Annotated in this window: 11 protein-coding genes; 6 read left to right on the top strand and 5 right to left on the bottom strand. The window is 70.3% G+C overall.

What is annotated here, in order from left to right:
* Window positions 1-23 precede the first annotated feature (23 nt).
* The 3 genes from QC283_RS05960 to QC283_RS05950 all read left to right on the top strand — a co-directional run bounded on the left by QC283_RS05960 (window position 24) and on the right by QC283_RS05950 (window position 2345).
* A complete protein-coding gene (locus QC283_RS05960) occupies window positions 24-842 on the top strand; it encodes a helix-turn-helix domain-containing protein (protein ID WP_279560286.1) in 819 nt (272 codons plus the stop codon).
* Entirely contained in the window at window positions 839-1087 is a 249-nt protein-coding gene (locus QC283_RS05955) for a DUF397 domain-containing protein (RefSeq protein WP_279560285.1), read from the top strand. The genes QC283_RS05960 and QC283_RS05955 overlap by 4 nt, the downstream gene beginning before the upstream one ends.
* A gap of 247 nt (window positions 1088-1334) precedes the next feature.
* Complete coding sequence (locus QC283_RS05950; RefSeq protein ID WP_279560284.1) at window positions 1335-2345, top strand: hypothetical protein; 1011 nt, start codon at window positions 1335-1337, stop codon at window positions 2343-2345.
* Here the strand turns inward: QC283_RS05950 and QC283_RS05945 are convergent.
* Window positions 2329-3357, bottom strand: coding sequence for a C40 family peptidase (locus QC283_RS05945; RefSeq protein ID WP_279560283.1), 1029 nt, complete (start codon window positions 3355-3357; stop codon window positions 2329-2331). The genes QC283_RS05950 and QC283_RS05945 overlap by 17 nt on opposite strands.
* Before the next feature lie 323 nt (window positions 3358-3680).
* On the opposite strand from QC283_RS05945, the gene QC283_RS05940 reads away from it, so the two are divergent.
* A complete protein-coding gene (locus tag QC283_RS05940; protein ID WP_279560282.1) occupies window positions 3681-4034 on the top strand; it encodes a hypothetical protein in 354 nt (117 codons plus the stop codon).
* On the opposite strand, the gene QC283_RS05935 is transcribed toward QC283_RS05940, so the two are convergent.
* Window positions 4012-5040, bottom strand: coding sequence for a tellurite resistance/C4-dicarboxylate transporter family protein (locus QC283_RS05935; protein WP_279560281.1), 1029 nt, complete (start codon window positions 5038-5040; stop codon window positions 4012-4014). The two genes, QC283_RS05940 and QC283_RS05935, sit on opposite strands and share 23 nt — an antisense overlap.
* Window positions 5041-5067: 27 nt before the next feature.
* Complete coding sequence (locus QC283_RS05930; RefSeq protein WP_279560280.1) at window positions 5068-6291, bottom strand: C40 family peptidase; 1224 nt, start codon at window positions 6289-6291, stop codon at window positions 5068-5070.
* 456 nt (window positions 6292-6747) lie between these two features.
* Between QC283_RS05930 and pcrA the strand changes: the two genes are divergently transcribed.
* Window positions 6748-9234 (top strand): DNA helicase PcrA, encoded by a 2487-nt coding sequence (gene pcrA, locus QC283_RS05925; protein ID WP_279560279.1) that lies wholly within the window; start codon window positions 6748-6750, stop codon window positions 9232-9234.
* Window positions 9235-9344: 110 nt separating this feature from the next.
* On the opposite strand, the gene QC283_RS05920 is transcribed toward pcrA, so the two are convergent.
* Together QC283_RS05920 and QC283_RS05915 are read right to left on the bottom strand one after the other, a co-directional pair.
* Window positions 9345-11033, bottom strand: a complete 1689-nt coding sequence (locus QC283_RS05920) for a M23 family metallopeptidase (RefSeq protein ID WP_279560278.1) — start codon at window positions 11031-11033, stop codon at window positions 9345-9347.
* A gap of 240 nt (window positions 11034-11273) precedes the next feature.
* Entirely contained in the window at window positions 11274-12242 is a 969-nt protein-coding gene (locus QC283_RS05915; protein ID WP_279560277.1) for an esterase/lipase family protein, read from the bottom strand.
* A 442-nt stretch (window positions 12243-12684) separates the two neighbouring features.
* Between QC283_RS05915 and QC283_RS05910 the strand changes: the two genes are divergently transcribed.
* Window positions 12685-13101, top strand: coding sequence for a cobalamin B12-binding domain-containing protein (locus QC283_RS05910; protein ID WP_003974171.1), 417 nt, complete (start codon window positions 12685-12687; stop codon window positions 13099-13101).
* Window positions 13102-13120 lie beyond the last annotated feature (19 nt).

Genomic DNA, 13120 nt, shown 5'->3' with positions numbered 1-13120 from the left:
TGCGTGGCCCGGCGGAGGTGCGCGTGTCGACCGAGGTGAACTCCCAGCCACCGATCGCGTGGCGGTACTGCGGCAGCCAGATCAAGATGTGGCGTGCGGGGGCCGGTGTCGGCCGCGATGCGCTGGCCAAGGAAGCCGGTTACGACTACGAGTACGTCAAGTCGATGGAGAACGGCCGCCGTCGGCCCACGCTGCGGCTGCTGCAGATCGCGGACCAGGTGTGCGGGGCAGGTGGGAAGCTGATCGCCGCGCAGGAGTATCTGAAGCCGGAGCCTTTCCCGGCGCGGTCGCAGGAGTTCATGGCCATCGAGGCCGAGGCGATCAGCTTCTCCTGCTACGAGCCGCTGCTCATTCCGGGTCTGTTGCAGACGGAGGAGTACGCGCAGGCGTTGATCGGAGGCAGCTGTCCGCCGCTTGACGACGAGACAGTGAACGAACGCGTCGCCGCCAGGCTGCGCAGGGCAGATGCGCTGAGGCGGAAGTTCGGCGTGATGTATGGCTTCCTTGTCTATGAAGCTGCGCTACATACCGGTGTAGGCGGAGAGACGGTCATGCGCCAGCAGTTGCAGCACCTGCTGCAGGTCGGCCAGCTTCGCAACGTATCGATCCAGATCTTGCCGTTCGGCCGTTGCGGGGGAGTTGCACTCAACGGCCCGATCGTCCTGCTGGAGACGGAAGAGCATGAGCTCTATGCCTTTGCTGAGGGGCAAGGGACGAGTGCTCTATACGTCAACCCTGGCAAGGTCAGTGGGCTATCACGCAAGCATGACATGATCCGCATGCACGCTCTCAGCGTTGAGGAGTCTGCCGAGTTCATCAGAGGGGTGGCTGAGGGACAGTGAGTGACTGCCTGACGTGGTTCAAATCCAGCTACAGCGACAGTGAAGGCAGTAACTGCCTCGAAGTAGCCCTCGACTGGCGTAAGTCCAGCCACAGTGGCACTGAGGGCGGCAACTGCGTCGAAGTCGCCCCCTGCCCCCACACCATCCACGTCCGGGACTCGAAGCTCGGGCCCCGGAGCCCCCGGTTTGCCGTCGACGGAGCGGCCTGGGGTGCCTTCGTCGCGTACGCGCGTACCGGCGCTTGAGCTTCGAGGGGCGAGGCTCGGGAGTCGAGCGGCGTTTGTGAGGAATGGGTGGTGGGGTTCAACCCACCCACCGCCCACCCTCCCGGCGGCGACGGGCCGTCCGTCAAGCCGAGGTGACTTTTCGTGATCGGCTTGCGACGCGCTGTCGCCACCCTCTAGCGTTCGCGGCAACAAACAACCCCGGTCGGGTGCTCGCAACACCCGCCGGGGTCTCACCAACAAGATCGCAGACTCTAGGAACGATCTCATGGCTTACGAAGACTCTATCGCCGCCTTGCCCGCACCCGCAGCTCATCGCATGGCCAATCCCGGCTACGGCAAGCGCACCGCCCCGGTCGAGCCCGGCGCCGCCTTCCGGCCCGTCGACTTCTCGCACCTCCCCGCCCGCGAGGCCTACATCGCCGCCTACGTGCACCGGCTGCCTGAGGGCGCCGCGATGGACGTGAAGAGCCTCGCCAAGGCGCTCCCGCTGTACGGACAGCAGGCCGTCCGCAGCGCGCTCAACTTCCTCTCCCGCGCCGGGCATCTGCACCGTGTGCGGGGCCTCGCCGCGAACGGCGACGGCGGCACGCGCTGGGTGTTCCGTACGTTCTGGTCCAGCACCGCACGGGACAACGCCTGGTGGGCACGCCTCCTGGATGGTGACGTCACCGTGGACGTCGTGACGCCGGTCGACGGAACGGGCGAGGTCACCCCACCGAGCGAGCCCGTGCCAGCGCCCGCACCCCTCACCCCCGAAACGCACCGCTCCACCGCCTACCGCACCCTCGCCCGGCTCGGCCGGGTCGAACCGCGCCTCGCTCTGTCCGACGCCGACTGCAACGACCTCGCCGACCTGGTCGTCCCCTGGCTGGAACGGGGAGCCAGTTCGGTCGCGCTGATGCAGGCCCTCACCTGCGGCCTGCCCGACGTCGTGCACTCGCCGCGCGGGCTTGTGGGCCGTCGGCTGCGGGACAAGTTGCCGCCCGTGCCGACGCCCGCCACGGGACCGGACTCGACGCCCGGCGTCCCCGAGCCCCGTCTCCTCGGTCGCCTCATGCCGGAGTGCACCGAGTGCGGCGTACCGGGGCGGCCCGCCGCCTTCGACGGTGGGCTGTGCCAGGGATGCCGTACCGTCGCGCCGCGTGGCGACGCCCGGTACGTCATCGAGAAGGCTCCGCCCGTCGCCGCGTCCCGTGCCGTCGCGCTTGCCCGCGAGGCGGCGCTGGCGGCCCGTGACCGCCGTCGCCAAGCCGTCACTGTCACACCACCCGCGTAGCCCCCGCGAACGGCATCTCGTCGAGGGGGGCGACGCGGACCGGGGCCGACGGATTCGGGGCGTGGATCATGCGGCCGTCGCCGATGTAGATGCCGACGTGACTGATGCCCGGGTAGAAGAACACCAGGTCCCCCGGACGCAGTTCGGACCGTGAGACGCGGCGGCCCGTGTCGATCTGGGCGTAGGTCGTGCGGGGGAGGGAGACGCCGGCCGCGCGGTAGGCGGCCTGGATGAGGCCCGAGCAGTCGAAGGCGTCGGGGCCGGTCGCGCCCCAGACATAGGGGCTGCCGATCTTCTGGTGGGCGTAGGCGACGGCCGCCGCCGCACGGGAATTGGGCGCCTTGGAAGAGACGGTCAGGACGGCGCGGTCGTTCGTGCCGTGGGCGAGGCCGGCGCGTTCCTCGGTGGTCAGCCGGGACAGCAGGCGGCGGGCCGTCTCCAGTTTGCCGGTGACGGTCTCGCGGTGGCGTTTCAGTTCGGCCCGGCGGGACGTCAGGGAGGTCACCTCGATACGGGCGGCTCCGCGCAGCTGCTCGATCTCCCGGAGTTCCTCGCGTACCCGGCCGACGGCGGCCGTCTGCCTGCTGCCCGCCCGCTCGACGAACGCGGCGCCTTCGAGATACGCGTCGGGGTCGGCGGAGAGTGCGAGTTGCAGGGCCGGGTCGAGGCCGCCGCTGCGGTACTGGGCCGCCGCGACCGAGCCCAGCGCCTCGCGTGCCGAGTTCAGCCGGCCCTCCTTGCGGGCCGCCTCGTCGCGGAGTTCCTCAAGGCGCTGCTCGGCGGCGTCCGCCTTCTCCTTCGCGCCGTTGTACTTCTCGGTGGCGATCTCCGCCTCCCGGTAGAGCTTGTCCACCTTGGCCTTGACCTGCGTCGCGGTCGGCTTCGGGTCGGCGTGCCCGGTCCCGCCTCCCAGGCCCGTGGCGGTGGCCGCGCCCGCGAGGGTGATCGTGACCGCCGTACGGACTCTCCCGCCGCCCGTCGCGCGCTGTCGCGGCCTGCGGTGCTTACCCACCTGCGATCCACGTCCTTCCGTACGGCTCGATACGGCTCGATTCCGGTTGCCTGCGGGAGGACGCTAGGCGCGCCGGTAACGGCCGGGTGACGGGATGCGCGGAAGTGGCGGTACTGGATCGACCGGCGACCGTAAGTGAGCAGGAGGTCGATTCGCGACTGTCGTCTTCACGCTGAGTGATGACCGATGTGTCGGAACGGGGATAGTTGGGAGGTGTGAGGTGTTATGGGGTGCCTGTGCGTACCGAGGGAGGTGCGGGCGTCCTCGCGGGCGGGCGGGCCGGTGTCGGAGGGTGTCCGGGGCCCTGATTAGGCTCCGGCCTCATGGACGTACTCATCCACATCTTCGTCGGCCTGCACATCATCGGCATCGCGTCGCTCCTCGGCGGCTTCCTGACCCAGATGAAGGCGATGGGCCAGGGCACGGCCCGTTTCGTTCCGGCGATGCTGCACGGCGCGCTGACGATGCTGGTCACCGGCGTCATCCTGATCGGCCTCAACCAGGCCGACGACCAGTCCGTCGACAACGTGAAGATGGGCGTGAAGCTCGCCGTACTGATCGTGATCCTCGGTCTGGTCTACGTGAAGCGCGACGACGAGAAGGTGGACAAGCCCCTGTTCGGGCTGGTGGGCCTGCTGACGGTGGTGAACATCTTCATCGCCGTGCTGTGGACCTGAGGGCCGCCGTCCCCATGTCCGGGGCCGGGGACCGCAGCCCCGCCCTGGCCTGGGCGACCGCCCCGGCCGCGACCACCAGCCACGCGGCCACCGCGATCCACAGCAGCGCCTGACCCGGTGCTTCCAGCCACGGGACGTCGATGACGGCGGCGACGGACAGCGTCGCCGCCGCCGTCATACCCAGCGGGAAGACGGTCGACCAGCGGCGCACGTCGTAACGGACCCGGGGCCACGCGATCTCGGCGGCGAGCAGTACGGCGTACCAGGCGAGGTCGAGGGCGAGCAGGAAGACGGTCACGTCGTGCAGGACGGCGTAGTCGTCGTCGTTCCACAGGTACATGCCGGTCCCGGCCGCCGCGAGCAGTTTGGCACCCGCGAGGGCCGAGATGGCGAGCGCGCCGCCCGCCACCCAGTGGTCGCCGCTGCCCCGGGCCACCTGCCGCAGATCGAAGCGGAACAGCGCGACCAGGTAGAGCACGATGCCCAGCCAGAAGGGCACCAGGGACGCGTGCGCCAGCCAGGGCGTCGTGGTCGCCGCGGCCAGCGTGGCGCCGAGTACGGCGAGGCCCTCCGTGGCCACGCAGCCCAGGAACACGGCGCCCGGCATCCTGCGCCCCCAGTGCCGTACGACCAGGAGCAGCAGGACCGGCCACAGCAGCGCAGCCAGGGCCAGCAGGGCCGCCGCCAGGACCGGACGGTCGAGCAGGGAGAAGCGGGTGCCGAGCACGGTGGTGGCGGCGACGGCGGTGAGCGCGCCCGGCGTCCCCGCCCGCGTCAGCCACTGCGCGCGCTCGACCAGCAGCAGGTAGACGAAGTTCGCCGCGAGCGTCAGCCAGGCGGCGCAGGCCAGGACCAGGGCGATCCGGGAAAGGATCTCGTGGCCCGTCAGGTGCAGGGCGACCGACACGATGCCGGTCGCCATCACCGCGGCCCCGGCCGCCGGCGGGCGCTGCGCCCACCAGGCGCGCAGCGGGTAGGGGGAGGTGGGAGAGGTGCCGGATGACATGCGCCCGATGCTAGGCAGCGGCGGGGGTCAGGCCGGGCGCACCACGCTGTGGACCGACGACTCGCCGTCGTAGTAGACCGACTCCTCGCGGACGTACGCGCCCGGCTTCGGGGCGTGGATCATCATGCCGTCACCGATGTAGAGGCCGACGTGGGTCACGTCGTCGTAGAAGAAGACCAGGTCACCGGGTTGCGCCTGGGAGAGCGGGACCGTCGTGCCGGTCTCGACCTGGTCGTAGGTCGTACGCGGCAAGGTCACGCCCGCGGCCTTCCAGGCGGCCTGGGTGAGGCCCGAGCAGTCGTACGAGCCGGGGCCCGTGGCGCCCCAGACGTACGGCTTGCCGATCTGGGCGCGGGCGAAGGCGAGCGCCTTCTCGGCCTTGGTGCCGTACGAGGAGTCCGGCGTCGAGGGGCCCGGTGTGGCGGAGCCCGATGATCCGGTGCCGCCGGAGGATCCCGATCCCGTGGAACCGGAACCGGCGCCGCTTTCCTGCTGGGCGGCCTCCTGCCGGGCAGCCTGTTCCCGTTCCTGCCGTTCCCGCTCCTCGGCCTGCCGCTTCGCCAGCTCCGCGGCCTTGCGGTCGGCCTCCTCCTGCTTCTTCTTCTCGATCGCCGCGAGCCGGGCCTTCTCCTCGGCGGTCAGCGTCGACAGCAGTTCGCGCGCTGTGGCGAGCTTCTCCTGGACGGTGCTCTTGGCGGTCTTCAGGTCGTTCTGCGACTCGGTGAGCGTCTCGAGGCTCTTGGTGGCCTCCCGGCGCTTGGCCATCGTCTCGGACTGCTGTGTGACGTAGTCGTCGACCGCGTTCTTCTGGCGGCCGGTGAGCCGGCTCATCAGCTGGTTCTGGTCGAAGTAGTCCTGCGGCGAGTCCGCGAGCAGGAAGGTCGCGGTCTCCGGGACCGCCGCGCCCGTGCGGTACTGCGCGGAGGCGAAGGACCCCAGCTCCTCGCGCGCCTCGTTGAGCTTCTGGGTGCGCTGGGCGACGTCGTCGAGGAGGGTGTCGACCTGCTTGCGCTGCTTGGAGGTCTTCTCCTTGGCCGCGTTGTACTTCTCGGTCGCCGAACCGGCCTGGCGGTAGAGGTCGTCGACCTTCTTCTCGACCTCTTCGAGGCTCGGCCTGTCGTCGTCCGACGGCGAGGCGGTGGCCGTCTGGGACAGCAGGGCGACGGAGGTGAGGGCGGCAGTGGCGAGGACGGGGGTCCGTATGCCTGCGACGCGGGTACCCGTGGGACGCGACTTGCGGTGCGACGCCAAGGAGGCGACTCCTTCCGGTGTTCCGCCTACCGGGTTAGCGGTGGGGGTCCCCCCAGGCCTTTCAGGCTCTGGGGGAGGGTTCGGGCGGTGGTTCGGAAGGTTTGCCCTACGGCGGTCCGCCCCGTCGAGGGCGGTGAGCCGATTCACCCCAAGGTCTCGGTGGGTCCCCGGCTCCGGGCGCCGTGCGGGCACGCCGGACTCGGCGGAGGCCGCGCGGCCCGGCGAGGTTCGCCGGAGGGGGTCGTGCGGCCTGCCCGCACCGTAGCCAACTCGTGTGGCGGCTGTGAAGGTTGGCGGGTGATATGCCCGATACATTTTCGTGACCTTCCGTGTGGAGCTCCGCGGGCGTCACTCTTCGTGTCCCGAGCTGTCGCAGGGCGTGCCCGGTGGCCGAATGCCGGGCATTTTCCGGGGTGGCGGCGGGTTGTCGGTGGGGCGCCCTAGACTCGGAGAGCGATGAGCAGCCTCTTTGACGAAAGCTTCCTGGCGAGCCTCCAGACCCCCCGCGGTCACGAGGAGGAACCCCCGCCGCCACCCGAGGACGATCACGGACCGGAGCCGGTCCCGCACGATCTGTTCGGCGGGAAGTTCGACGCGCCGCCGGACCGGGACACCCATTACCGCGACGGCGCCCCGCGCCCCGCCCTGGACGCGGCCGCGCTCCTGGAGGGGCTGAACGAGAACCAGCGCGCCGCCGTGGTGCACTCCGGCTCCCCGCTGCTCATCGTGGCCGGCGCCGGCTCCGGCAAGACCCGGGTGCTCACCCACCGCATCGCGCACCTGCTGGCCGAGCGGAGTGTCCACCCGGGCCAGATCCTCGCGATCACCTTCACCAACAAGGCCGCCGGCGAGATGAAGGAGCGCGTCGAGCAGCTCGTCGGCCCGCGCGCGAACGCGATGTGGGTGATGACCTTCCACAGCGCGTGCGTCCGCATCCTGCGCCGGGAGTCGAAGAGGCTCGGCTTCACGTCGTCGTTCTCGATCTACGACGCCGCGGACTCCAAGCGTCTGATGGCACTCGTCTGCCGCGACCTCGACCTGGACCCCAAGCGCTTCCCGCCCAAGTCCTTCAGCGCGAAGATCAGCAATCTGAAGAACGAGCTGATCGACGAGGAGGACTTCGCCGCGCAGGCCGCCGACGGCTTCGAGAAGACCGTCGCCCAGGCCTACGCCATGTACCAGGCGCGGCTGCGCGAGGCCAACGCCCTCGACTTCGACGACCTGATCATGACGACGGTCAATCTGCTCCGCGCCTTCCCGGACGTCGCCGAGCACTACCACCGGCGCTTCCGGCACGTCCTGGTCGACGAGTACCAGGACACCAACCACGCCCAGTACTCCCTCGTGCGCGAGCTCGTCGGCACCTCCGAGCACCCCGTCGACGTGCCGCCCGAGGCCGAGGTACCGCCCGCCGAGCTGTGCGTGGTGGGCGACGCCGACCAGTCGATCTACGCCTTCCGCGGCGCCACCATCCGCAACATCCTCCAGTTCGAGGAGGACTATCCGGACGCGACGACGATCCTCCTGGAGCAGAACTACCGCTCCACCCAGACGATCCTCACCGCCGCCAACGCGGTCATCGAGCGCAACGAGTCCCGCCGCCCCAAGAACCTGTGGACCAACCAGGGCGCCGGCTCGCAGATCACCGGGTACGTCGCCGACACCGAGCACGACGAGGCCCAGTTCGTCGCCGACGAGATAGACCGCCTCACGGACGCGGGCGAGGCCAAGGCCGGAGACGTCGCCGTCTTCTACCGGACCAACGCGCAGTCCCGTGTCTTCGAAGAGGTCTTCATCCGCGTCGGCCTGCCCTACAAGGTCGTCGGCGGCGTCCGCTTCTACGAGCGCAAGGAGGTCCGGGACGTCCTGGCCTACCTGCGGGTGCTGGCCAACCCCGAGGACTCGGTGCCGCTGCGCCGCATCCTCAACGTCCCCAAGCGCGGCATCGGCGACCGCGCCGAGGCCATGATCGACGCGCTCTCCCAGCGCGAGAAGATCAGCTTCCCCCAGGCCCTCAAGCGCGTCGACGAGGCGTACGGCATGGCCGCGCGCTCCGCGAACGCGGTCAAGCGGTTCAACACGCTCATGGAGGACCTCCGTACGATCGTCGAGTCCGGAGCGGGACCGGCCACCGTCCTCGAGGCGATCCTCGAACGCACCGGCTACCTCGCCGAGTTGCAGGCCTCCACCGACCCGCAGGACGAGACCCGCATCGAGAACCTCCAGGAACTCGCTGCCGTCGCCCTGGAGTTCGAGCAGGAGCGGGCCGAGAGCGAGGAGGCCGGGACCCTGGCCGACTTCCTGGAGAAGGTCGCCCTGGTCGCCGACTCCGACCAGATCCCGGACGAGGAGGACGGCGACGGCGTCGTCACCCTGATGACCCTGCACACCGCCAAGGGCCTGGAGTTCCCGGTCGTCTTCCTCACCGGCATGGAGGACGGCGTCTTCCCGCACATGCGCGCCCTCGGCCAGGCCAAGGAGCTGGAGGAGGAGCGGCGCCTGGCGTACGTCGGCATCACACGCGCGCGTGAACGGCTCTACCTGACCCGGTCGACGCTGCGCAGCGCCTGGGGGCAGCCGTCGTACAACCCGCCCTCCCGCTTCCTCGAGGAGATTCCGGCACCCCACCTGGAGTGGAAGCGGACCGGGGCGAACGGGCCCGCGTCCTCCGCGCCGGTCTCGGGCGTGGCGGCCTCGCTGTCGTCGTCCCGTTCCCGTTCCTCGGCATCGGGCGCGTCCGGCTTCGCCACGCGCCGGTCCGCCTCCGCCGAGCAGCCGACGGTCTCGGTGGCGGTCGGCGACCGCGTCACGCACGACCAGTTCGGGCTCGGCACGGTGGTCGCGGTCAAGGGCACGGGGTCGAACGCCGAGGCGACGATCGACTTCGGGGACACCAAGCCGAAGCGGCTGCTGCTGCGGTACGCGCCAGTGGAGAAGCTCTGAGTTGCCGGTGGTGCGGGTGAGTGTGCCGGTGGTGCGGGTGCGGGGGCTTTGAGCGCCCGCACGTCGGCCGGGCTTCGCGCCCGCGCCCGGCCTGCTGAGACGTCAGGGCGTCACGACGGGTTGAGTCCGTGGCTGCGCAGCCACGAGAGCGGGTCGATCGCCGAACCGCCCGAGGGCCGGACCTCGAAGTGCAGGTGCGGACCGGTCGAGTTGCCCGAGTTGCCGGAGAACGCGATCGCGTCGCCGGCCTTCACCGTCGTACCGGAGGGGACCTGGTAGGTGGAGAGGTGGCAGTACCACGTCTCCGTGCCGTCCTTCGCGGTCACGATCATCATGTTCCCGTACGCGCTGTTGTACTGCGTGCGGACCGTGCCGTCGGTCACGGCCATCACCGTCGTGCCGTACGAGACGGGGAAGTCGATCCCGCTGTGCACGGACATCCAGTTGATGCCGGCCTGGCCGTAGTACGCGCTGAGGCCGTGCTGTGCCACCGGGAGCACGAACTTGGGGCGCTGCCGCTCCTTGCGGGCCGCCTCCTCCGCCGCGCGCCTCTTCTCGGCCGCCTGCTGGGCCTTGAGGTCGATGCGCTCCTGGGTCCGGCTGGCCCGGTCGGCGAAGTCGTCTGCCCCGGCGGCGAGGCTCGTGAGCTGGGTGTCCAGCTTGTTGTTGGCGGTGGACGGCTTCACCGGCGTTGGTTCCGCGTCGCCCGCCGTACCCGAGTCCGCGGCGTCCGCAGCGGACGCCCTGGTCTCCTTGCCGTCGTCGCCGGTCAGATCGCCCACGGAGGCCGCGGCGATACCGGCGACGCTCATCACGCAGGCCGACGGTACGGCGATGGTCAGCAGCGCCGAACGCTTGGCGGGCTGACGGCGGCGGGAACGCGCCCCGCCCCGGGAGGGGGTGCGTGCGGAGGGGATCCCGACGGCGGGGCTGACCTCTTCCTGGTCCTCCAGGAGAGCGGTCACGGTGGGGAGTTCGCCGGTGGCGGCCAAGCCGTCGTCGCGCGGGGCGGCTTCCTCGGCGGTCGGAGGTGTGTCCGTCGCGATGTCCTGCGGAGTCCGCGCGTCCTCCGGCGTTTTCGCCGGGGTGCCGTCCGAGTTCCACTGCGTGGCGTCGTAGGCGCCGGTGTCGGCGGTGCCGTTGTCGAACGCGCCGGTCGCGAAGGTACCGGTGGGGAAGGCGCCGGTTTCGTAGGCGTCGGTTTCGAAGGTGCCCGTCGCGAAGGTGTCGGTCGCGAGTGTGCCGGTTTCGAAGGTCTGCGTGCCCCAGTCCCATTGCTGGGTCCCGTCGGCCGGCTCGCCGGACCGGTCCGGCTGGGCCCATGCGCCGGTGTCCCACTGCCCGGTGGCCTCGGCGCTCGTGGCCTGCGGCGGCACGGCGGCGGACTGCGGGTAGTCGGCCGTCCACGTGGTCGTGTCGTAGGCGCCGGTGTCGTAGGCGGCGTGGTGCTGGGCCGCGTACGCGTCGTAGTTCAGGGTCTGCCCGCTGCCGCTGGACCACTGGGTGGCGTCGTACGTACCTGTGGTGTCGTAGGCACCCGTGGGGTCGTACGAGCCCGTGGCGTCGTAGGTCCCCGTCGCGGTGTCCTGGCCACCCGGCAGGCAGCCGAAGAGGGGGTCCGCGTCGAAGGTCGGCGTGGTGGCGTCGCCGGTGGAGAAACCGGTGGTGTCGTATGCGCCGTACGTGGTGAGGTCGCCGTACTGGGCCTCTCCTGTGCCGTACGACGCGTACTGCGCCGGATCGGCATCGGAAGCCGGGGCCGGGGTGGTCGTGGTCCCCGACGGGTGACGGTCGTTCACCAACTTCTCTTTCGCCTCGACAACAGGGGCTGCCAGAGCAGTGCGGCGACTGTACCCGGCGGTATACGGGCACGACAATCTTCGTCAGGTTTCACGCGTGAAGGAAACGGGCAATCGGCCGTGTTTTGGGGGACGGCGGGCACGAGTTTGGCTTTGTGTTCGATGTTTGTTCGATGGCGAATGGGTGGCGTCGGCCGAGTTTCGGAACCGCTCTCAGGGTTTTCGGCGTCTTCCCTGAACTCAGGCGACCGTCAGACCGCCGGCGCCCTTGCCGGTTTCCGTGCCCGCTTCCGGCTCCTCCACGGTGTCGAGCGCCTGCCGGATCCCGGTGGCGACGGCGGGATGCACCGGGAGGGCCAGGTGGCCGATGCCGCTCACCCGTACGTTCTGCACCGTCAGGTCGGGATGGTCGAGGCAGGCGGTCTCCAGCGGGTCCATCACGCGGTCCAGGTCGCTCCAGAAGCTGACGAACTGCGTACGGCAGCCGGGCGACGGCCGGGTCAGCTCCTCGAGCACCGCCGAACCGGGGCGCATCTGGCGCACGATCGGGTGCGCGTTCGCCAGGGGGATCACGCGGGTGCCGGTGTGCGGGGTGCCGAGCGTCACGAGTGTCCGGACACGGAGGTCCCCGGCGAGGCGCTGCACGTAGTACCGCGCGATCAGCCCGCCGAGGCTGTGTCCGACGATGTCGACCCGGTCGCTGCCCGTCCGCTCGCAGATCTCCTCCACGTGACGGCCGAGCAGCTCGGCCGCGGTGCGGATGTCGCAGGTCAGCGGGGAGTAGTTCAGCGACTCGATCTGGTGCCTGCCGTGCTGGGCCAGGCTGCGGCGCAGGAGCAGGAAGACCGAGCGGTTGTCGATGAAGCCGTGCAGCAGGACGACCGGGGGGCTGGTGCGGGCCGGGAGCCGAGGAGTGGGAGGGGAGATCTGCGGCTCCTGGGAGTCGGTCAGCGGGAGGGCGGAGACCGGGCGGCGCTCCTGGATGATCCCCGAGGGGTACAGGAGCACGTGCCCGGCGAGGATCGCGGCCTCCAGGGCGCTTGCCTTCAGGAGGGTCAGGGAGAGCCCGGTCAGCCGGCCCGGGAGACCTGCCAGCTCCGTCAGTCCTGGCAGCGCCGGTAGCCCCGGTAGCCCCGGCAGCCCCGGCAGGCCGGGCAGTAGGCGCTGGAAGAGGGGGAGAAGGGGCAGTGCTGCCGTGGTGACCTTCATGGGCCGACCTCCTGTCGCGGCACGCGCAGGGACGCCTCTGTCCCCCGTGTGCCCTCGTGGAGAGCCGTGACACCAGTGATTGGTGGTGATTGTGAGGTTTGCCCGTCAGGCGTGCCGATGTGGGGCGGCGGCGCCCTGGGGCCCTGTGGTGTCGTGAAAACGGCGACGAGGCCCGCTGCGGTCCTGCCCGACTTCGCCGCGGCTCTCCGTGCGCGTGTAGCCGCCGCGCCCTGGAACGGTGCGTGGCGAACGTGTCCCACTGTGTGATTTCCCCCTCTGTATCCACCGCGAAACTGCCGCTTGCGGGATGCTGGCGATAACGTGCGTTCACCTCGTCGGACGGTGCGGTGCGGTGCGGCGCGGTGCGCCCCCGTGTGTGGCGTCGGCGAATTGTGCGGTACTTGTCGGTACGGATGGATGTAGTCGCTTCATGGAGGCAGTGATGGGTGTGGCAGCCGGTCCGATCCGCGTGGTGGTGGCCAAGCCGGGGCTCGACGGCCACGATCGCGGGGCCAAGGTGATCGCGCGGGCGCTGCGCGACGCCGGTATGGAGGTCATCTACACCGGGCTCCACCAGACACCCGAGCAGATCGTGGACACCGCGATCCAGGAGGACGCCGACGCGATCGGCCTGTCCATCCTCTCCGGTGCGCACAACACGCTCTTCGCCGCCGTGATCGAACTGCTCCGGGAGCGGGACGCGGCGGACATCCTGGTCTTCGGCGGCGGGATCATCCCCGAGGCGGACATCGCCCCGCTGAAGGAGAAGGGCGTCGCGGAGATCTTCACGCCCGGTGCGACGACGGCTTCGATCGTGGACTGGGTCCGGGCGAACGTGCGGGAGCCCGCGGGGGCCTGAGGACTCCTTCCTCCGCCTG

Origin of the sequence: Streptomyces sp. DH41 (assembly GCF_029813785.1) — a bacterium.
In the GTDB taxonomy this organism is placed as follows: Bacteria; Actinomycetota; Actinomycetes; order Streptomycetales; family Streptomycetaceae; genus Streptomyces.
This window is presented reverse-complemented; position numbering and strand designations above follow the sequence as displayed.

Bases quoted from the DNA above. Each gene is read 5' to 3' on its own strand.
- QC283_RS05950 (WP_279560284.1), top strand. From the start codon at position 1,335: ATGGCTTACGAAGACTCTATCGCCGCCTTGCCCGCACCCGCAGCTCAT.
- QC283_RS05940 (WP_279560282.1), top strand. From the start codon at position 3,681: ATGGACGTACTCATCCACATCTTCGTCGGCCTGCACATCATCGGCATC.
- QC283_RS05935 (WP_279560281.1), bottom strand. From the start codon at position 5,040: ATGTCATCCGGCACCTCTCCCACCTCCCCCTACCCGCTGCGCGCCTGG.
- pcrA (WP_279560279.1), top strand. From the start codon at position 6,748: ATGAGCAGCCTCTTTGACGAAAGCTTCCTGGCGAGCCTCCAGACCCCC.
- QC283_RS05915 (WP_279560277.1), bottom strand. From the start codon at position 12,242: ATGAAGGTCACCACGGCAGCACTGCCCCTTCTCCCCCTCTTCCAGCGC.
- QC283_RS05910 (WP_003974171.1), top strand. From the start codon at position 12,685: ATGGGTGTGGCAGCCGGTCCGATCCGCGTGGTGGTGGCCAAGCCGGGG.